This window comes from Mesorhizobium sp. M0808, from assembly GCF_040320025.1.
Classification (GTDB): Bacteria; Pseudomonadota; Alphaproteobacteria; order Rhizobiales; family Rhizobiaceae; genus Mesorhizobium.
On record NZ_JAMYOX010000045.1, the window covers coordinates 21,282 to 40,670 of the forward strand.

The following is a 19,389-nucleotide window of genomic DNA, read 5'->3' on the forward strand; positions in this document are numbered from 1 at the left end:
TTCTGAGGCTCTGGCTGTAGCTGAGGCGGTGGGGGTATTCGCGTCCAGGTTCGCTGATGAACTGATAGCTTTCAGAACGCGGCTATCTGCCTAGCTCCGTTCTGCGCACCAGCGCGTCCCGATGACAGCCAGGCGAATGCCGGCCGTGCCGCGGACGCTACCCCTTGACTGCCGAGCCGACGATCGAATCCACGAAGAAGCGCTGCAGGAAGGCGAATAGCACCAATGGCGGCAGCACGGCGAGCGTGGCGCCGGCCATGACCAGTCCTGTATTGAGGGCGCCTCTGTTGTAGCTGAGCAGGCGGCTGAGGCTAATGACGATCGGATAATCCTCTGCATTGCCCTGCAAAACTGTCAGCGGCCACAGATAGCTGTTCCAATGATAGACGAAGGCAAACAGCGCCAGTGCCGCGATCGCGGGCGCCACGCTCGGCGCGACGATCTTGAACAGGATCAGAAGTTCCGACGCCCCATCCATCCGCGCGGCGTCGATCAAATCGTCCGGCACGCCGGCGATGAACTGGCGCATCAGAAAAATACCGAACGCATTGGCGAGGTTGGGCACGATGATGCCGGCAAGGCCGGCATTCAGGCCGATCGATCCGACGAGACGATAAAGCGGAATCAGCGTGACGATCGGCGGCAGGAACATGGTGGCGATCAGCACCGAAAACAGCAGCGAGCGGCCGGGAAAGTGGTGCTTGGCGAAGGCATAGCCAGCCATCATGCTGGTCACAAGAATGCCGGCGGTGGTGATGGTGGCGATCACCAGCGAATTCCACATCGAGCGGCCGACATTGATCACGCCGGACACTTTCTCGTAGGCTTCGAGGCTCGGCGTGCGCGGTATCCACACCGGCGGCACCTGCATGGTTTCGGCCGGGGTTTTCAGGCTGGAGAGCACCATCCACAACAGCGGGAAGGCGGAGGCCACGGCAACCAGCAGCATCACCGTCGCGAGCAGCGCCCTGCGGCCCGCCGGGCGTTTGCGCGCCAACCGGCTCGACCATCCCGAGCGGCCGGGCGCGCTCATTCCGCGTCCTTCCGGTCGGCATAGGCGAACAGCGCGCACACGACGACGATCAGCGCCAGCATCAGCATCACTGCCATGGCCGAGCCCAATCCGCCTTGCGCGCGCTCGATGCCGACACGGCGGATATGGTAGGTCAGCACGTTAGTCGAGCCGACCGGCCCGCCTTGGGTGATCAGCGCAACCGGCTCGAATACTTGCACGGCGTTGATGATGGCGATTACGGCGCTGAACAGGAGCGTGCGCCGCAGCAGCGGCAAGGTGATGAAGCGGAACTGTTCGCGCCGGTTGGCGCCGTCCAGCGTCGCCGCCTCGTAAAGGCTGCCCGGGATCTGGGTCAGCCCGGCAACCGCCAGCACCGTAAAATAGCCGATCTGCTGCCAGACGTTGAGGACCACGATCGAGATCAGCGCCGAGCTTGGCGAGGATAGCCATGGTTGCGCGCCGATGCCGATCAAACCGAGCATCTGGTTGAGCGGCCCTTCGCTCGGCGAATAGAGCTTCGACCAGACCAGCGTCACGGCGATCATTGGCACCATGTAGGTGGAAAACAACACTGTCCTGAGTGCCGTGCCGCCTGCGACATCACGCTGGTAGACCATCAGGCCGAATGCTAGCGAGAGCGGCAGGATGAGGACCACCGACAGCGCGGTGTAGATCGCGGTGTTGAGCAGCGCTCTCTTGAAATCCCGCCCGACCGAGGTCGGGCCGAATATTTCGCGAAAATTGTCGAAGCCGATGAAGCTCGCATTGGAAAAAGGCGTCTGCGTCGACCAGTCCTGGAACGACAGCCAGATGGTGAGCAGCATCGGCAGCAGGATGAAAACGCCGATCAATGTCACCGCGGGCGCCAGCATGATGCCCGCCGAGGCACGATAGGTCTTGATCATCGCTCTGCTTCCAAAGCGCCGAGCTCTCGAAACAGCGCCTTCACTATTTGGCGGCACGCTCCAGGATCGAAACGGCATCGGCCTGCGCGTTCGCCTGCGCATCCTTCGCCGAGAGCTGCCCATACTGCAACGCTTCGAGCGTTTGCTGCAACGACTCGCTGAACTCCTGGCCACCCGGCACGACAGGGAAGGGCTTGGCGTCGGCAAGCACGCTGACATAGCCGGACAGGAACTCGGAGCCGAGCTTGTCCTTACGGGCTTCGATATCGGAGGCACGCGACGGCAGGATGCCCATCGACATCAGAATATCCGACATGGCCGAGGCGCCGTTCTTGCCGGACTTTGGATTGTTCAGCCATGCCAGGAAATCCCATGCCGCTTTTTGCTCGGCCTCACCGGCATTGGCGTTGACGACGGTCATCCACGAATAGGAGATCGAATGCGGCTTGTCGCCGCTCGGACCGACCGGGATCGGTGCGGTAGCGATGTTGGAGAACTTGTCGCCCATGCCGGTCTTCAACGCGCTTTCCCACCAGTTGGCCATGATGATCATGCCGGTCTTGCCGGAGACGAAATTGTCAAGGAAGGGACCGGTGGTGTTGGCGTCGGCGGTGGCCATCGCCGGATCGCTGGCGCCGGACTTGATCAGGTCCTCGTAGAGCTGGAAAGTCTCGCCGGCTTGAGCACTGTCGAGCACCGGCTTGCCGTCCTTGACCAAGTCGCCGCCATTGGAGACCAGCAGCGAGGCGAAGGGATGGACGACGCCCGCCGCCCAGGAGTTGATCATGCCGAAACCTTGCTGGCCGGCGTCTTTCCTGGTCAGCTTCTGGACCGCATCCTTCAATTCGGACCAGGTCTTCGGTGCCGCCGTAATGCCTGCCTGCTTGAACAGCTCCTTATTGTAGTTCAGCGCATAGACGTCGATCTCGTTTGGAATGCCGTAGAGCGTGCCACCAACGGAGGCTGCGCTGACGACACCGGCCGGCCACGCACTTTTGACCTCGCCGGCAACCGTGTCGGGGGCTGGCGCGACCAGCTTGTCTCGCGCCAGTTCGGGCAGCCACAAATCGTAGATGCCGCTGATCGTCGGCCCATCGGAACTGCCGCCTTGGGAACGCAGTGTCGTCAGGAGGTCGCCGAAGGGAACGGCGCGGACGGTGACGGTCACATCCGGATTGGTCTTGGCGTAGTCCTTGGCCGCGGCGTCAAGCAACGCCACCGTCTCCGGCGACCAGTGGGTCAGATAGGAGATGTTGACCGACTGAGCCCAGCCGACGGTGGGCGATGTCAACAACCCTGCAGCCAGTGCCAGTTTCGAAATCCAAGCCAAAGACATCCGGATCCTCCGCGTAGCCGCACAGCGATATCAATGACGTTATGACAACCTGAAGCAATGATGCAAGCGCTATCTTCCTGGAGAGTTCCTGCCGGCGCTGCGGCGATTTCTTAGTTCGATCTATAAGTGCGTGATCGCATTTTGAAAACAGTCAATTATGTGAAATGGCTCAAGCTGTTTCTCCGTGCCGGCCAGGCCCAAACATGCGGCGAGGCTGTTGCGATGGAAGTCATGTCATTATAATGACATTAAGCCACAGGGATGCGGCTGTCGACAAGAGCGGGAGACTGAGCATGTTTTCGATTCATCGACACGACGCGCTCAGTCTGCTCGGCGGCTTTGCCGCCGCGTGCACCGGGGCATGTACCGCACTGCCGAACAGAGTCGCCGACACCTTGAGGAGCTGGCGTTCCGATGACCGGGCGGCTGCCAGTCGCAGCCGCTCTCCATGACACGCGTTCTCGCCATTGATCTTGGCGGCACCAATTTGCGCGCCGCTATCCATACCGGCGATGTTCGTTGGCTGGAGATGCTGGGCCGCGAGCCTGCGCCGGCAAGCCTTGATGCCTTCGTCGCCCGTATCGGTGCGTTGCGAGCCGAGGCCGGTCCGGTCGACGCCCTCGGGCTTGCGGTGCCCGGACTTGTCGAGGGCTCGGTCTGCCGCTGGATCCCGAACCTGCCCTATCTCGACGGCATCGACATCGCGGCCTTGTTTCCTCGTCTGCGCGTTGCCGTTGGCAATGACGCGCAGGTCGCCATGCTGGCCGAGGTGGTCGAAGGTGCCGCAAAGGGCCTCTCCGATGCCATCCTGCTGGCGATCGGCACCGGTATGGGCTCCGCCGTTCTGGCCAATGACCGCATCGTTGCCGGCGCACGTGGCGGCGCCTGCTCATTCGGCTGGGCCTGCGCCGACATCGAGGATGAAGGCGAGGACCGCAGCGGCTGGCTGGAGCGCTTCGCCTCTGGGCGAGCGTTCGACGCCGCGGCGCGCCAGATCGGGCTGGCCGATGGCGGCAGGTTGGTCGAGGCCGCGCGGGCTGGCAACACGGCCGCACTTGACGCCGTGGAGCTGCCGGCGCGCCGGCTGGGCACTGCCCTTGCGGGTGCGGTCGCGCTGCTCGATCCGCAGGCGATCCTGATTTCCGGCGGTCTTGCCGATGCGCTGAACGTGATAGGGCCGCCGCTGCTTTCGGCTTTGAAGCGTCAGCTGCCGCCGCATCTGCGCGATGTCGTTCTGCGGTCCGGCGAATTCGGCTCCCGCGCCGGTCTCGTCGGCGCCTCGCTGGCTGGTCTCGCCGGAGCACAGTGGAGGCAGATAAGATGAGCGAGCCGAGCTTTCAGCAACCGGACCGCAGAAGGCCCGAGCCGCTCTGGTATCAGGTGGAGGGAGCGATCCGCGCCATCGTCAAGAGCGGCGAGTGGGCGACCGGTGACCAGATTCCGGCCGAAGACAGATTGTGCGCCTTGTTCGGGGTGAGCCGTATCACGCTACGCCACGCCTTGCGCAATCTTGAGGAGCACGGGCTGCTCAGGCGCGAACATGGCCGTGGCACCTTCGTGCGCTCCACGACCCTGGTCGCCGGCACCCGCGAACTGACCAGCTTCACCCAGGAAATGGGCAATATGGGCGTGGTCGCCGGCTCGCGCTTACTCGACTGCAGCCTGACCACCGCCAATGCCGCCGCGGCCGGAGCGCTGGAGATCGAGGAGGGTGATCCGGTGGTGCGCATCCGGCGGCTCAGGCTCGGCAACAACGAGCCGATCGGCATCCAGACGGCACAGCTATCGGCTGCGCGCGTGCCCGGCTTTCTCGATGCCGGGCTGCTGCAGGGCTCGCTCTACGAAGCGCTGGAACGCCATTACGGCATCGTGCCGGCCGCAGCGCGCGAAAACTACCGTGTTGGCGCGGTCGGGGCGGCGGATGCCGAGTTGCTCGATCTGCCCACGGGGAGTCCCGCTTTCGTGGTCGAGCGCATCACCACCGACGAGCGCGGCCCGTTCGAATTCACCGTCTCGATCATGCGTGGCGACCGCTATGAAATCCGCTCGACGCTGCGCGCCGGCCGCGCCCCGCCAAACGCACGAAGCTGAGCCATTACCCAAGCCGACTTACATAACAGGAGTACCGACGTGTCCGATCTCTACATACCTCGCCTTGCCGCTCTCATCGAACAGGCCTCGAAAGCCAATGCCGAAGCCTTTGGCGAGGCGGCCAGCCGCTTTGCCGACACGCTCGAGAGCGGTGGGCTGGTTCATCTCTACGGTTCGGGCCATTCGGTGTTGCCGGTCCAGGAAGTGTTTCCGCGCTACGGCAGCTATGTCGGCTTCAATCCGCTGACCGACCCGCGCGTCATGTGGCACAACGTGCTCGGCGCCGGTGGCGTGCGCGAACTTCTGTGGCTGGAACGGACCGAGAAATACGCCGAGAAATTCCTCGACCACCAGCCGCTGAACAAAGGCGATTCGATTATCATCTTCGGCCACAGCGGCCGCAATTCGTCGGGCATCGATACGGCACTCTACGCGAAAAAACGCGGCATCTTCGTCGTCGCGATAACTAGCAAGAACAATCTCGACAAGCCGGCGACGCACTCTTCCGGCAAACGGCTTGCCGATGCCGCCGACCTTGTCATCGACACCTGCTCGCCGATCGAGGATGCCATCGTGCCGGTCGAGGGCTGGAGCCGGCCGGTCTCCGGTTCGTCGACCGTGCTTGCCATGATCCTGGCGCATGAGCTGATCGCCCGCACCGCCGAGGCGCTTTCGAAACGCGGTATCGAGCTGCCGGTTTTCGCCTCGCCGACAATTGCCGGCGTCACACTGCACGACACCGACGTCATCTATGGGGTCTATCGCGAGAAAATGCTCGAGGCTCAGAAGAAGCATCTGCCGACCTTCCAGGCGACCATGCGCGGCGAATGACAACCGGGGAGGGCACGCAAACCGCTGGGCCCCCCAAGCGGTCATCAGTTCACAATGCAGGTCGGCACCCCGCGATCCGCTTGATCCGGTCAGCGTGTGCTTCGGGTCCGGGGTGCAACATCAGGGGGGGCCATTTGCACGGACAGCGGCGAACCAACCACCATGGCAGGGGCGCCAGATTGCTCACCACGTTGGCTCCCTGCTTCGTGGCTCATCCGTTGATGAGTGGCTTGCATCTCCGGAACGGTGAAAACCGGCACCTCGCCCTTGAAACCCTGGAGCTCAAATGCGCCCGCCTGGACGACCGGCATCGATGCTCCTTCCGCAAAGCCGGGACCAAGCACCAGGGGAATGCCCAGCTTCTTGGTCGTCGACTCGAGCCGTGCCGTGCGGTTCACTGGCGAGCCGATCGCGGTGTAATCGAAGCGCCGTTCGGAGCCGAAATTGCCTACCGAGCAAATGCCCGTCTCGATGGCGACGCCGATTGCGATGGAGGGGTGGCCGTCCGCGCTGAAGGCGGCGTCTTCACGCTTCACCCGTTCGATCAGGGCAAGCCCCGCGTCGAGCGCGCGCTCGCGATGGTCCGGCTGATCAAGCGGCGCGTTCCAGAAGGCGAGCACCGCATCGCCCATGAACTTGTCGATGGTGCCGTCGCGCTTGAGGATCTCATCGGTCGCAATGCCGAGGAAGTGGTTGACCACCTTGGCGATTTCCTGGGTATCGAGCTGTTCGCTCATCGTCGTGAAGCCGCGTATGTCGCTGAGCAGAATTGTGATCTCGCGCTTCTCGCCGGACAGGATCGCTTCGGTGTCCGAGCTTGCGAGGCGCTGCACCACGGAGGGCGACAGATATTGGGAGAACTGCCGTGCCAGGGTGGACCGGCGCTGCTCGCTGCGCCTGTAGAGGACATAGCCTTCGAAGCCGGCTACCAGGATCGTCGCCAGCGCCGGCTGCAGCGGGTCATAGAGTGCACCCTGCAGGCTGTATTCGAGAGCGCCGAAGACGAAGGGCGTGACGGCCAGCAGCGCCAGGGCGAGGGCACCAAGCACGACACGCCCGGCGAGCACTCCGGAAAGCCCGATGAAAACGACGGCACTAAGGACAAACCAGAGCCGCTCCACCGTGCGCGCATGCGTTGGCTCTGCAAGGTAGCGCCCGGCCAGCAACTGGGCGATTGCATCGGCGTGGATGTCCGCGCCTGGTCGCGCTGGACGCGTCGGGGTGGGCAGATACTGCGTCAGTCCCACGGCCGACAGATCGACAATGGCGATGGCCTCCCGCAGCCGCGGATCACTGTCGCCCGAAAGGATGGTGCTGGCAGATATGCGCGGCGTATCGGTGGCGGTTTCCCAGAGGCGGATGCTCCCCTCCGGCTCGAGCGGCACGATGGCGCCGGCCATCCTGAGTGCGTCGAACCCGGCGGCATTCATCCGGGCTATGTAACCGTCCTGTCCGGCGTAAAGGCGCAGGAGCTCGAGTGCGAAGGACGGCCACAGCTGCACGCCTTGAGCGGTGTTGCGAAGCCACAGCAGCGGCACATGGCGCAGTACGCCGTCGGGATCGGGCAAGGTGCGAATTACGCCGAGGCCTGCGGCAGCGTTCGAGAATTCCGCAAGTGAGCCGGTCAGGCCGGTGAAGCCGGGAAGTGTGTCGGGTACCTGCCCGACGATCGACCAGCCGGCTTTGGGTTCTGCTTCTGAAACCGTCGCCTCATTGCCCAGGCTGACGGCAAGCGCCGTTCGATTTTTGGCCAGCGCCGCTGCCAGGCGCTTGTCTCCGGCGATGCCCTCAGGCGAGGTGTCGGCCTCGGGGAGTACCAGCGCAAGTCCGACCACCGCCGCGCCGGATTCGGTGATGCGATCGACCAGGTCGGCCAAGAGGCCACGGTTCCAGGGCCATCGCCCATGTGCCTTGAGGCTGGCGTCGTCTATCGAGACGATCACGACAGGATTGCTCGTCGCCTGGCGTGGGGCGAGAAACTGGTAGAAGTCGTACGTCCGCTCACGCAGGCGCGACAACGGCCCGTCAAAAGCCAAATGACAAGCGAGCAGCAGGAGCACGACCGCAAGACCGGATATTTTGCGCCTGCCAGCTTGCCGCCAATCAGCCCAGCGCCAACCGACCAAGAGGCTCATGTCGTGCGGCCAGGCCTAATTGCAGTAGTAGCAGCAACCCTCACCCTCACACTCGCCCTTATCCACGCCCCCGCCCACAGGTGGTGTTAGGCTGTCGGGGAACTCCATGACCACTCCTGGCAATGCGCCGTCCGTGGACTCGCAGACCTTGAGCGAGCCGCCGAGTGCCGACGCACAAATCGCGCTTACGTCCAATCCAGGACCCGGTGCGCCTGGCAGGCCGGTGCCGGCTATCCGGTCGATGCTGTCCAATATCGGGAAGGTGTCGATTCCGCCGTAGCCGGTCAGCAGCTTGCCATCTTCCGATGTGCAGGCGTAGCCCGGGTTTGTGATGACCAGCCGTTTGCCATTGATCGTACAGGTCATGCGGCCGGCGCGCAGTATGCCGACGGTCTGGCCGGCTGCCACCAGCACTTCGATGATGCCGCCTCTCGCCCCGAGTACCATGTGCGGGGTCGCAACCTGCATGACGCCCCCTTTCGAAACCTGGCCGCCATAAAAACGGGCCAGGCCGCTGTTCATCCCGATGTCGATCTTTCCCGATCCGGAGCCCGGATTGTAGACGAATTCATCGATCGTCAGGCTGGTGTTCGGACCAATCTTGGCGCTCGATTCATCCCGGAACACCAGCATTCCAAGACCGGTGGGATTGCTGCGCAGCTGGTCGCCGAGTTCGACGCCGGCACCAACGTTCATTGTCCCGCCGTTGTTGCGGACGATGTTGGTCTGATAGGCCGTCATCGACCCGACCGTCTCAGCGGCGGATGGTGCCGCGAAGGCAAGGCAGGCGATAAAAATGGCGATCTGACGGTACGGGGTCCTCATCGCGGCCTCTTTCAATTGAGCGTCAACGTATAGCTCATGAGCATTTCGAACGATTTTCGGTCGCGGTTGGCGATGTCGAAGTTGGTTTCGCGATAGGCGAGATCGACGCTGATCTTCTGCGCCTCCGTCAGCTGAAAATCGCTTTCCGAGGCAATGCGCCAGAAGTCGCTCTGGATATTTGTGCCGATGCCGACGGACAGATCGGGAGTGTCGCTGTGGCCGGCCGAAAAGGCGACCTGGTGCGACCATGCGAAAAGATCCGGCACGTTCATCAACAGGCCGCCATAGCGGACCTCGCCCGTGTAGCTGCGGCCGATTTCGCCAGATCCGGAGGCGAAGTCATTCGAGCCGACAAAGCGCAGTCCGAGCGCCTGGCCATTGCGGAAGCGGTAGCTGCCGCCTGCCTCATAGAAAACCCTGCTATCGGCGAAAATGCCTTGCGAGGCGCTTAGATCGATGTAGCCGCCGCCGGCGAAAAGCGTCGTCTCGACCGTCGGGCGCACGAGAAAGCGTCCACTGAGGCCGATGCCGGTTTCGTGGATATCGCTGTCGAAACGATCTGTAACGATAAACGCCGAAAGCAGCAGGCGCAGCGAATCGATCCCACTGTTGGGCAAGCCCTTGTCCCAGGTGATCGCGGCGTTGCCGTGGATGAAGGTCTCCTTGCTACCTGGAACCGACAGGTCTTCCGTGAAAAAGCGCTGTGTCGCCGTCAACGACCCTGAAAGGACGAGAGCGTCAGCACTTGGCGTGCCGAGGTCCCACCGGACAAAGCCTTCCGCCCGCCCATAAGGCGAGACGAAGCTGTCGTCGTCCTGCGCCCCGCCCGGCTCAAAATCGGTAAATGCGCTGAACACGCCACCGGTCAGGGCGAGTTCCCAGGTGACGCCACGCAACGCGCGCTCGATGCGGGCGAGCAGGCGAACGGCTTCCTGCTGCTCACTTGCGGTCAGGCCGCCGACTTCGATGCCATACTGCACCTGCCGCCGGGCCAATTCATAAGAGCCGACGTGGTAGTACAGCCGGCTGGCCGCAAGCCGGGCGCGCGCATCGCGGGGATATTTGATCAGATACTGCTCGATTGAGGAGATCGCCTGATCGTATTGCCCTGCGTTGACGGCAACCGTGACGAACTGGGCGAGGGTTCCGTTGTCGGCCGGACTGGCGATGCGGGCCGAAAACGCATCGTCATAGGCCGTAAAAAGACCTTGTGCGCCGGCCGGCAATACGCCGGTACAAAGCAGCGCTGCGGCGAAGCCGAAGATCGTTCGAAACGAAGATTGCATGCCGAGAACCCACCCCAAACCCGACTAGTGCGAAGGACTTAGCACGACCACAAGAAAAAGGCGACTGAACGGTCGCCAGACCATGCGAGTCTCAGCAGCTGTTGCAGCTGCGCAACAAACCATCGGGGTTATTCGTATTTCGGCTACGCCGGTTGTCAAGACGTCTTCTCAGCGTTGCTGTAACAATTGAAGTATTCGGCACCGGCGGCAACTAACTCAAATCATCAGCAGTCGTTGATCGCACGCCCGACAAGATTAATATTGTTTGCGCGATTCTGCGCGTATCTGGTCACTAAATGAGCCATCAAGTTCACCCACGGCTCATCCAAAGGTCTTCCGTGGCAGTGCGCAAGCGATCGGAGAGCTGCCGCGAGGTACTTCTGACGACGCGTACGCGATGCGGCACGGCTCTCGCTATTTCGTTGAACGCGACGAGGTCAGCTTACCGCCCCCGACTCCCAGGGATGCGTCACCGGACGCGTCTTGCTACAGCACGAGCATGGTGGCCAGCCCCAGCATCAGGCCCATGCCTACAATATCGGTCACGGTGGTGAGGAAGATCGCCGAAGCGACGGCCGGATCGGCGCCGACCCGGCGCAGGCCCAACGGGATCAGCACGCCGGAGATTCCGGACATGAGGCACGATCCGGACATGGCGAGCAGGATCACAAGTGCCAGCATGGGCGCCTGGGCCGCCGACTCCGGTTGCCGCGAGGCGTAGAACCACATCGCCGCAGCTGCAACAAGGCCGACGAGCACGCCGTTGGCGATCCCGAGCGCGCCCTCCCGCATCACCAGGTGCAGCTTCGGTCGTTTGTCCACATCCCCCAGGGCAAGGCCACGCAGCGTCATCGCCAGTGCCTGGCAGCCGGTATTTCCGCTCTGCCCGGCCAAGACCGGGAGGAACGCTGCCAAGGCGACGATCTTCTCGATCGTGCCTGTGAATGAACTGACCACGAAAGCGGCCATGAAGGCCGTCAGCAGGTTCAGCTGCAGCCACGGATGACGCTTCAAGAAGGCTGAAAACAGCGGCGTAAAAGAACGCTCCTCCTTCTGGACACCCACCATCTGGCCAGACTGGGCAGAAATCTCGATGATTTGCTGCTCGAACAGCCGCCAGCCGCGAACCTGCCCGAGCAGCCGGTTGTCCGCGTCCACCACGGGATAGACAGGGTAGTGACGGCGTACCGCCGCCTTGCAGGCGTCGCTCAAAGAGAGACCGACGTTAAGAGCGAACGGCTTTGGCAGCATGATCTGATCGACCATCGCGTCCGGTTCGCTCAGCATCAGATCGCGCAGGACCACCAGGCCAACCAATTTATCGCCTCCGTCCGAGACGTAGAGATAAGTGAGCTCGGTCGGCACCTGGGCGCGTCTGACCGCCTCCACTGCGGCGGCTACCGTCGTCGCGACAGGAACGCTGGCGGGAATCGGGTCCATCAGTTCGATGAGCGAATCGGGGATCACGAAATCCTTGCCATCGGTATCAGGCTTGATAGGCCTCATATGCGCTGGCAAATGCTCCGCCACCTTGCGGGCGTGCCCATCCGGCAACAATTTTAGTGTGTCCCGGATGAACTCGGGAGACTCTCGAGCAAGCAATTCAGCCGCGTCGTCGGGTGCTCGAGCACGCAGCGTGCGCACCAACTTCTGAACGTCGTTCTCTTCTTTCATCTGCTATGGCCCCCAATTGAAAGTCACATAATATGTAAAGTATCGGATCGCACCAGTGCGGAAATACAACAGCTTCCTCCGGCCCCAGCAGTCCGGTTTATGGTTCTCGAAGTTATTGCGGGCCACTATGACTTGATGTACGCCGACTGACAGCAGCGGTGATCCTGCAGACGCCATCTCACCTGGGGTGATCCGGACCGCCCGAAATTTCCGGCTGGACTCTTATGGGCCGTCCTGGGAAATGCATATGGGCAACATCGTTGCAGCCGGCTTCAATTCAATCTCTGCCAATGGCAGGTTGGAAAGCCTTGCAGCGGACCTTCGCAGCTTTGGCGAGATGGGCGTCGAAGCCGTCGAACTGGGACTGACGACCTCGACCTCATAGCGGGTGGCCCTGTCATCGCTGAGAGGGGCGACAGGCTTGTCGCACTGACCAGCCAATTCGATTTCCGCTATACGGTTCACGGCGTCGTCTCATCGAACCTCATGGATCCGGCGGTCTGCCGCTACCAGATTGATGCCGCCAAGGCTCTGGTCCAACTCTGCGACCGGATCGATGCGCGCGTGCTTGTCCAGCATAGCGGGCATTTTCGCGCCGACCAGGTTCTCGAACGAGCCGGTGCCGAGGAACGCGAACGCGAAGCGTTGTTTTGAGCTTGCCGAGTTCAGCAAGCCCTATGGTGTGCGCATCGCCTTCGAGAACCTCTTCGCCATGGAACCGGGTCACTCCCGGCAGAGGTGGCGCAGACGGTGAAGGCGGTCGGCCATCCCAACCTGGTGGCGCTCATCGATTTCAGCCACGCCTACATTGAATCCACCCATCGTGGCCTGAACTTCCGCGAGCAACTGCGGGCCATGGCGCCAGTGGCAGGGCACCTGCACGTCCATGACTCCTTCGGGCGCCCGCAGGGCTTCCACAGAACTATCTCCCGCAGGAGGATGCAGCGCTAGGGATAGGCGACCTGCACATGCCGCTCGGCTGGGGCGATATCGAATGGATGATATCTTCAGCGAGTTAGTCTTCTTGCCAGGGACCGTCCGCATCATGGAAATTGGACTTCGCTATCGCAACGAGCAGCCCGATTGCCAGGCCCGGGTAAAAAACCTCATCGCCTTAAACAATCGCGCTGAGCGCGGAGTAAAGGTCCGGCCTTGCGCAGCAAAAGCACCAACAGGCAACGAGGTGGTGCAGAGCCTCATTGACGGCTTCAGTGACTGCTATGGCGTTGATAGCTGGTTCAGTTTTACAGTCCGCCGGAATATAGCGTTTGGAGGGGCGGTCGCGTATCCGCCCTCCGCTTTTTCAACATCATCAGCGTGTGTTGTGACAATTACCCGGCCGCATGCGATCTTGGTGCGCTCTTGTTTGAAGATGTCATGGTATCGAACGACCGAGAACAAATACACCTCAGACCTACCTTCGAATACGGCAACGATTTGATCCCGGCTTACGCCGTTTCTGCCAAAGGTATCGGAGATACCGCCACCGAGAGGAAGCAGCAACGAGTCGCTTCCTCGTTCCTCGATTCCTCGATCTGGAATGGGAGCGCCTTTGGCACAGACTCGAAGGTTAATGAATGCGTCTTTGATAAGTGCCGGGGTAGATCGGGTTTCTTGAGACGAAGATGGAATTGGACGCCGCCCGATGCGCGACGACGGACTTGCCGCGAACAGATGACAAACCGGTCAGCGGCAGCGTAGGACCGTTCATGGCGGGTGAATTCATTTGTCGTCAGATCGGCGGGCGAGCCGAACTCCAGGCCCGCCGCCATTCTCGGGGATGAACTCGACGCCAGCGGCCTCGAGGGCACTGCGTATTGCATCAAGGTTGTTCCGATGTGGAATGCGCGCCCCACGTTCGAAATCAACGACGGTTGCTCTGGAGACGCCGGCTGCCGTTGCAAGTTCGCTCTGGCTCCAATCCAGCATCGCCCTGGCTCCCCTGCATTGTTCCAAGGAAATTAAGCTCATCGGCTGATGTCAGTCTTTTTGGTTGACTTTCGCCTGAGAAATCAGGCAAAATGGGAGACGCTAGGACGGCTGAGCAGGTGTTGCTGCACCTACCCAGCCTGACCGCAACCCAAGCTGATTGGAGCTCGGATCATGGCTGATTCCGACAATACCACGACTCTGCCTTCCGTCACCCGCAGGCGAGTGCTTGCGGGAACAGTTGTGGCTACTACCGCGTGGACGCTCGAAGGTAACGCCTCCGCAGATGGCGCCGGAAGTATGAATCTACGATCTGATCCTGCACTGGCGCTTTGGCGGGAATGGCAGAAAGCCGACAAATTGGCCGGGCAGCTCTGCCGCATGCAGCAGCACCTGGAGACGAGGCTTGCTGAGAGCATCGGCTTTCCATGTGTGACCGTCCGCCTGCCAGAGGGAGAGGACGTGACCGTCCACTCGATCGGGGCGGTCAATGATGTACTGGGCAAAGGGCCCGATATGGCGGCTCTCCGCGAGAAGGCCGCAGCTGATTTCGCGGCACATCAGGCCCGCTGGGATGCGGCTGCCGAGGAGATCGGTTACAACGCTGCACTCACGGCCGAACGCGAGGCTGCCGACCAGACGAAGGATCTTCTGGGAGCCTTCTCAACCACCCACGCTACCACTCTTGCCGGTGTGGCGGGCAAGCTCGATGCCGTGTTACGGGAGGGCGAAGCCTGGGAAGAATGCTCCGAGTTTCCATGGCCGCAACTCCGCTCAGCGCTCCGTGATCTGGTGCGCATCTCCGAAGAGTTTGATGCTGACCGGGTGCCGCGTCTAGGTATGCGGCATGACCAAGCTGAAACTCTCCGCCATTCCCGACGGCCGGCCGGTCAAGATCACGATCGAACTGCTTGACGCCGTTCATCGCGATCTCATCACCTATGCTGAATTGCTCGGCCGCGAGACCGGACAGATAGTCGCCGATCCGGCAAGCTCATAGCGCCGATGCTGACCCGGTTCATGGCAACGGATAGAGCCTTTGCTAGAGCCCGACGAACCCTGAAGGCGGGATGACTATTCGGGTCATTGCGGCCGTCAGGACGAATACCGATCGCGCAGGAACGCGATGAAGATCGGCAGGGCAGGATTGGCGTTGTCCGGGCGCCAACGGGCAAAGTTGCAGATCTGGATTGGCTTGCCCCCGATCCGCAGCTTACGGCAGACGGCACCTTCAGGAACACCGTTGGCATCTCCGTCGTGGATCAGAGCGACTCCCAGACCGTTTCCGACAAGGCGCAGAAGGATGCCCGCACTGACGTGATGTTCGACGATTGCGGGAAGCTGCACGCCATTTCCAACAGCGTCGGCGAGCAGAAATGCTTCGCCCCTGCGCACAAGCAGCGTCTCCTGGCCTAGCTCCGACCACTCGATCACGGGACAGTTTGCGAGAGAATGATTTGAAGCAGCAACGACGGCCAGAGTATCCTTCCACAACATTAGTTCGAATGGGCCGCCATTGGAGCGCGAGGAGGAGGTCACGGTGACGTCGACCTCGATGCCGCCCAGAGCAGCGCTAGGCTCGGGGTGGGACCCCTCTATCAAGCTAACGGTCACATTTGGATGACATTTACCGAACTCGATGATCGCATCCAGCGCCCGCCCGGCGAGGATGAGTCCGTTGGAGCCGATGGAAAGCCTTTGCTGTTCATTCTTAATGCCGGTCCTGGCCAGCGTCAGAGTATTGTCCAGTTCGAGCAGCACGGAGCGCAGACGATCGAGGAAACGCTCGCCGGCCGGGGTTGGCCCAACGCCGCGGGCATGGCGATGAAATATCGTCGTTCCCATCGCGTATTCGAGATCGCGTATGCGCCGGCTGAGCGCAGTGTGATCGATCCCGGCGCGCCGCGCCGCGCGCAGAAAGCTGCCCTCCTCTGCGACCACAAGCGCATAATTGAGTGTCCTGAGTTGAATGGAGCTCCGCATCTTTGCTCAAGGTCAATGCAGCGACAAATCGCTGACGTTTGAGCGCTTTTGGCCGTGGCGTGCTATCCCCAGATCTCAGTATTGACATTGAGTGAAACGATCTAGACTAGCCTAGGCCTCCTTTAAGGAGATCACGAGGGTAATGACGATACATTCCACTTTTCGGGCGAACCTTATGGAGAGTACGTCGCGCCAGCCCCAGGAGAAGAGCGCCACCCGGACTGGTTACTTCGCTTGGAAATCCGGTGCTTGAACAAAGATAGAGCGGCGGACCGGCTCGAGCTGAAGGTCCGCCGTTCCGGGTCATTCAGATCACAAGGAACGAAGCTGCTGCAAGCGACAGACCTGGAGAGAGAGTGGCGAACTGTATTTGAGCTGCCCCGCCGATCCCGTCGCTGTCGAAAGAGAGCGCCCCGGTTGAGCTGTTGTAGATGATATGGTCGGAGCTGTCATGCGCAGCCGTGCCGGCAAAGAAAGCATCGGATGAAAGGCCACCCAGCTTAAGCCCGGCAAAAACGGCGTCGTCGAGCTGGATCTTGTCCTGAAGCTTGTTGAAGTCGGTGATCCTGTCGATATTGCCCGCTCCAAGAGCGCTGTTGAACACGAAGGCATCATTGCCTCCGTTACCGGTCAAGATGTCGGCACCGCCGCCACCATTGATGATGTTCGCGCCGGCGTTGCCCTGGATGGTCTGGGCAAAGGTATTGCCCGTCAGGTTGATTGCAGACGTACCGGACGGGCTGGTGGTGGCGAGAAGCTCGATCTGTGAACTGGCCGAAAGCGCATGGCTCACAGCAGCGAACACCCTGTCTGTACCGCCGCCGACCGCCTCGTAAACTCTGTCGCCGGCATTGTCCACATAGTAGGTATCGTTGCCGCCATAGCCGACCATCGTATCAGCGCCACCGCCGCCATTAATGACATTGGCGCCGGCGTTGCCCCCGATGCTCTGGGCGAACTCATTGCCGGTGAGGTTGATTGCCGATGTGCCCGACGGGTTGGTAGCAAGAAGCTCAATCTGCGAGCCGGCCGAAAGCGTATGGCTCACAGCAGCGAACACCCTGTCTGTACCGCCGCCCGCCGCCTCATAAACTCTGTCGCTGGCATTATCGACATAGTAGGTGTCGTTGCCGCCATAGCCGACCATCGTATCGGCGCCACCGCCGCCATTAATGACATTGGCGCCGGCGTTACCCCCGATGCTCTGGGCGAACTCATTGCCGGTGAGGTTGATTGCCGATGTGCCCGACGGGTTGGTAGCAAGAAGCTCGATCTGCGAGCCGGCCGAAAGCGTATGGCTTACAGTAGCGAACACCCTGTCTGTACCACCGCCCACCGCCTCGAACACCCTGTCGCCGGCATTGTCTACATAGTAGGTGTCGTTGCCGCCATAGCCGACCAACGTATCGGCCCCACCGGCGCCGTTGATGACATTGGCACCGGCATTGCCCTGGATAGTCTGGGCGAACGCATTGCCGGTCAGGTTGATCGCCGTGGTGCCGGACGGGCTGTTGGTGGCGAGAAGTTCGATTTCCGATCCGGCCGCAAGCGCATGACTTACGGAGGCGAATGCTTTGTCGGTACCGCCGCCCGCTGCCTCAATCTCCTTGTCGCGGATGTCATCGACATAATAGGTGTCATTGCCGCCATAGCCGATCATTGTGTGGCCGCCGGCCCCGTGAAACACATCGTCGCCGCTGGTGCCATACAAGGTGTCGCTTGTGTCGACGGGAGGCGGAGTGGTCCCCGTCGTTGCAAGGTTGTGTTCCCGGAAAACGGCCTGCAGTTCCGAAGAGCTCTCCAACGCTGTGTCGCCTCGCTGTGAACCCCAGGCGTACGCGTAGTCGAAGGCGGGTGAGGGAACCAGCTTGGCCCAGTGCTCCATCATAATTTCCATCTGGGCGGCGGTGGGCACTACATATTTGCCACCCATATCGGTGTTATACTCGCCACCTCCAAACGCCTGGTAACCCGGAACGATCTGGCTCGTCGGGATGCCCGATGCCTGAGCGGCGGCAACGAATTTATCGATCATGTTGTAGTCGACCGGGCCATCCGTGCGGACCGGATAGACATCTATGCCGTAGTAATCGATACCCGTATTGGCGGGATTGTACGTGCCCCTGAAATCCGGATTCGCCGACGTGCCCAAGCTCATCATCGTGATGTAGGTCTTGGCGCCTGGAAAATGCTCATGGATCCAGTCGGATTCTGCCTTCAGATTTGCGGCAGAGGCGTAGGTACCCCATTGGCCGGTGGGATCCGGCTCGTCAACCAGGAAGAACCCAAATACGTTCGGATTGCCGAGGAAAGGAGTAACCTTGTCGATAAAGGATTGGGTTACTCCGTTGGCCTCGTCGAGGTAGACCAAGCCTTTCATGCCCTCTGGCAGCTCGTTGACCTGGTCAACATATTGCACGCTAGCCAGATTGAATCCGGCTTTTGCAATGTCCGTGCCTGATCCGCCCGACGTGTAATGGAGAGTCGCCATCCATAATCCCTCATTTTGATTCGATAGCGCCCCGCGGATGCCTGCCTACTAGAAGGTGTATATTAGCGCCAAATCACATACCTGCACGCCGTGATAGAATGGTTGATCGGTGGCAGGATTCTCACGTTGCGGCGAAAAATATACTTACGGATAGTCGGACATTGTGCTATAAAATCAAATTTAACTTCAGATATGCCCACGTTGTTTTCTGAGAGACGCTTATTGATATTTCTACTAAATTCTACTTGTTGCTGACAGCACAAGATAACATGATCGCTGCCGTTTAAAAAAGAAATTGAATTTTATTAAAATTAGGTTTGATGATCGCACCGGTTGCTATTAGAGAAGGGTTGGAGGCGCTGACTTATCTGAAGAAGAGTGAAAAAATCTGATATTTTGGATTATAAAAGTCTAAACTGTAAGATCGAACGCCAAACCGAGGCCAAAAAACTGCTCATCTCCACAAGATGCATTTGACTGTCGGCCAATTGAGCCGACATTAAACTAAGATGCCAGCCGCATCGCGCTCTCTGCCGGAGACACCAATTTGTTGTGGACAGATACCGCAGATGTCCGCGACCAAGGTGTGTCTGCAACTGAGATTACGCTCGGGGGATCGTCAGAATTGGAGAACTGGCTGGGGCGCCAGGATTCGAACCTGGGAATGTCGGTACCAAAAACCGATGCCTTACCACTTGGCGACGCCCCAACAGCCGGAGCCTGCCCGCTGTGCGCGCGGCCTTATAGGACGAGCCGGGAGAAAGCTCAATGCCGACATATCGACTTGTCGTAAGCAGATGAGTTGTCCGGGTTAGGTAGCAGACGAGTTGTCCGGTTTGATCTTCAGCGAACGGAGGCTGGGGATGAGACGGGCAGCATGGCTACAGG

Annotated in this window: 14 protein-coding genes, 1 tRNA gene and 2 pseudogenes; 6 read left to right on the forward strand and 11 right to left on the reverse strand. The window is 60.8% G+C overall.

Annotated elements, in window-relative coordinates; all coding sequences use genetic code 11:
* Positions 1-157 precede the first annotated feature (157 nt).
* The 3 genes from NKI25_RS31070 to NKI25_RS31080 are packed head-to-tail and all read right to left on the reverse strand — an operon-like array spanning position 158 to position 3,256.
* Positions 158-1,033 carry a carbohydrate ABC transporter permease gene (locus NKI25_RS31070; protein WP_353000263.1) on the reverse strand — a complete coding sequence of 292 codons (876 nt, stop codon included), beginning with the start codon at positions 1,031-1,033 and terminating at the stop codon, positions 158-160.
* Positions 1,030-1,920, reverse strand: coding sequence for a carbohydrate ABC transporter permease (locus NKI25_RS31075; protein ID WP_353000265.1), 891 nt, complete (start codon positions 1,918-1,920; stop codon positions 1,030-1,032). Before NKI25_RS31075 ends, NKI25_RS31070 begins: the two co-directional genes overlap by 4 nt.
* Before the next feature lie 43 nt (positions 1,921-1,963).
* A complete protein-coding gene (locus NKI25_RS31080; protein ID WP_353000267.1) occupies positions 1,964-3,256 on the reverse strand; it encodes an ABC transporter substrate-binding protein in 1,293 nt (430 codons plus the stop codon).
* A 448-nt stretch (positions 3,257-3,704) separates the two neighbouring features.
* Here NKI25_RS31080 and NKI25_RS31085 point away from each other — a divergent pair, with 448 nt between their 5' ends.
* Genes NKI25_RS31085 through NKI25_RS31095 form a run of 3 tightly spaced genes read left to right on the forward strand, consistent with a single transcriptional unit; the run spans position 3,705 to position 6,178 of the window.
* Positions 3,705-4,580 (forward strand): ROK family protein, encoded by an 876-nt coding sequence (locus NKI25_RS31085; protein WP_353000269.1) that lies wholly within the window; start codon positions 3,705-3,707, stop codon positions 4,578-4,580.
* Positions 4,577-5,347, forward strand: coding sequence for a GntR family transcriptional regulator (locus tag NKI25_RS31090; RefSeq protein WP_353000271.1), 771 nt, complete (start codon positions 4,577-4,579; stop codon positions 5,345-5,347). Before NKI25_RS31085 ends, NKI25_RS31090 begins: the two co-directional genes overlap by 4 nt.
* 39 nt (positions 5,348-5,386) lie before the next feature.
* Positions 5,387-6,178: a sugar isomerase domain-containing protein gene (locus NKI25_RS31095; protein ID WP_023722251.1), complete on the forward strand. Its 792-nt coding sequence runs from the start codon at positions 5,387-5,389 to the stop codon at positions 6,176-6,178.
* A gap of 89 nt (positions 6,179-6,267) precedes the next feature.
* On the opposite strand, the gene NKI25_RS31100 is transcribed toward NKI25_RS31095, so the two are convergent.
* From NKI25_RS31100 to NKI25_RS31115, 4 genes are all read right to left on the reverse strand, one after another.
* A complete protein-coding gene (locus NKI25_RS31100; protein WP_353000273.1) occupies positions 6,268-8,313 on the reverse strand; it encodes a CHASE2 domain-containing protein in 2,046 nt (681 codons plus the stop codon).
* 15 nt (positions 8,314-8,328) lie between these two features.
* A complete protein-coding gene (locus NKI25_RS31105) occupies positions 8,329-9,153 on the reverse strand; it encodes a FecR family protein (RefSeq protein ID WP_023678725.1) in 825 nt (274 codons plus the stop codon).
* Positions 9,150-10,424 (reverse strand): tetratricopeptide repeat protein, encoded by a 1,275-nt coding sequence (locus NKI25_RS31110; protein ID WP_352843927.1) that lies wholly within the window; start codon positions 10,422-10,424, stop codon positions 9,150-9,152. Before NKI25_RS31110 ends, NKI25_RS31105 begins: the two co-directional genes overlap by 4 nt.
* A 486-nt stretch (positions 10,425-10,910) precedes the next feature.
* Positions 10,911-12,098: a magnesium transporter gene (locus NKI25_RS31115; RefSeq protein ID WP_352848921.1), complete on the reverse strand. Its 1,188-nt coding sequence runs from the start codon at positions 12,096-12,098 to the stop codon at positions 10,911-10,913.
* A gap of 247 nt (positions 12,099-12,345) precedes the next feature.
* On the opposite strand from NKI25_RS31115, the pseudogene NKI25_RS31120 reads away from it, so the two are divergent.
* Positions 12,346-13,218, forward strand: a pseudogene (locus NKI25_RS31120) (TIM barrel protein); the annotation flags it as partial.
* A gap of 602 nt (positions 13,219-13,820) precedes the next feature.
* Here the strand turns inward: NKI25_RS31120 and NKI25_RS31125 are convergent.
* Positions 13,821-14,069, reverse strand: coding sequence for a helix-turn-helix transcriptional regulator (locus NKI25_RS31125; RefSeq protein WP_352843925.1), 249 nt, complete (start codon positions 14,067-14,069; stop codon positions 13,821-13,823).
* A gap of 132 nt (positions 14,070-14,201) precedes the next feature.
* On the opposite strand from NKI25_RS31125, the gene NKI25_RS31130 reads away from it, so the two are divergent.
* Together NKI25_RS31130 and NKI25_RS31135 are read left to right on the forward strand one after the other, a co-directional pair.
* Positions 14,202-14,942 carry a hypothetical protein gene (locus NKI25_RS31130; RefSeq protein ID WP_353000275.1) on the forward strand — a complete coding sequence of 247 codons (741 nt, stop codon included), beginning with the start codon at positions 14,202-14,204 and terminating at the stop codon, positions 14,940-14,942.
* Positions 14,875-15,101 (forward strand): annotated as a pseudogene (locus tag NKI25_RS31135) (DUF2274 domain-containing protein). Before NKI25_RS31130 ends, NKI25_RS31135 begins: the two are co-directional and overlap by 68 nt.
* 21 nt (positions 15,102-15,122) lie before the next feature.
* Here NKI25_RS31135 and NKI25_RS31140 read toward each other — a convergent pair.
* From NKI25_RS31140 to NKI25_RS31150, 3 genes are all read right to left on the reverse strand, one after another.
* Positions 15,123-16,010, reverse strand: coding sequence for a LysR family transcriptional regulator (locus NKI25_RS31140; protein WP_352578513.1), 888 nt, complete (start codon positions 16,008-16,010; stop codon positions 15,123-15,125).
* A 307-nt stretch (positions 16,011-16,317) separates the two neighbouring features.
* The gene (locus NKI25_RS31145) at positions 16,318-18,501 is read right to left on the reverse strand and encodes a calcium-binding protein (protein ID WP_352843249.1); all 2,184 of its coding nucleotides are present in this window, start codon (positions 18,499-18,501) and stop codon (positions 16,318-16,320) included.
* Positions 18,502-19,135: 634 nt separating this feature from the next.
* Positions 19,136-19,210 (reverse strand) — tRNA-Gln (locus NKI25_RS31150).
* Between the last annotated feature and the right edge of the window lie 179 nt (positions 19,211-19,389).

Bases quoted from the DNA above. Each gene is read 5' to 3' on its own strand.
- NKI25_RS31080 (WP_353000267.1), bottom strand. From the start codon at position 3,256: ATGTCTTTGGCTTGGATTTCGAAACTGGCACTGGCTGCAGGGTTGTTG.
- NKI25_RS31115 (WP_352848921.1), bottom strand. From the start codon at position 12,098: ATGAAAGAAGAGAACGACGTTCAGAAGTTGGTGCGCACGCTGCGTGCT.
- NKI25_RS31100 (WP_353000273.1), bottom strand. From the start codon at position 8,313: ATGAGCCTCTTGGTCGGTTGGCGCTGGGCTGATTGGCGGCAAGCTGGC.
- NKI25_RS31130 (WP_353000275.1), top strand. From the start codon at position 14,202: ATGGCTGATTCCGACAATACCACGACTCTGCCTTCCGTCACCCGCAGG.
- NKI25_RS31125 (WP_352843925.1), bottom strand. From the start codon at position 14,069: ATGAGCTTAATTTCCTTGGAACAATGCAGGGGAGCCAGGGCGATGCTG.
- NKI25_RS31140 (WP_352578513.1), bottom strand. From the start codon at position 16,010: ATGCGGAGCTCCATTCAACTCAGGACACTCAATTATGCGCTTGTGGTC.
- NKI25_RS31090 (WP_353000271.1), top strand. From the start codon at position 4,577: ATGAGCGAGCCGAGCTTTCAGCAACCGGACCGCAGAAGGCCCGAGCCG.
- NKI25_RS31075 (WP_353000265.1), bottom strand. From the start codon at position 1,920: ATGATCAAGACCTATCGTGCCTCGGCGGGCATCATGCTGGCGCCCGCG.
- NKI25_RS31085 (WP_353000269.1), top strand. From the start codon at position 3,705: ATGACACGCGTTCTCGCCATTGATCTTGGCGGCACCAATTTGCGCGCC.
- NKI25_RS31145 (WP_352843249.1), bottom strand. From the start codon at position 18,501: ATGGCGACTCTCCATTACACGTCGGGCGGATCAGGCACGGACATTGCA.
- NKI25_RS31070 (WP_353000263.1), bottom strand. From the start codon at position 1,033: ATGAGCGCGCCCGGCCGCTCGGGATGGTCGAGCCGGTTGGCGCGCAAA.
- NKI25_RS31110 (WP_352843927.1), bottom strand. From the start codon at position 10,424: ATGCAATCTTCGTTTCGAACGATCTTCGGCTTCGCCGCAGCGCTGCTT.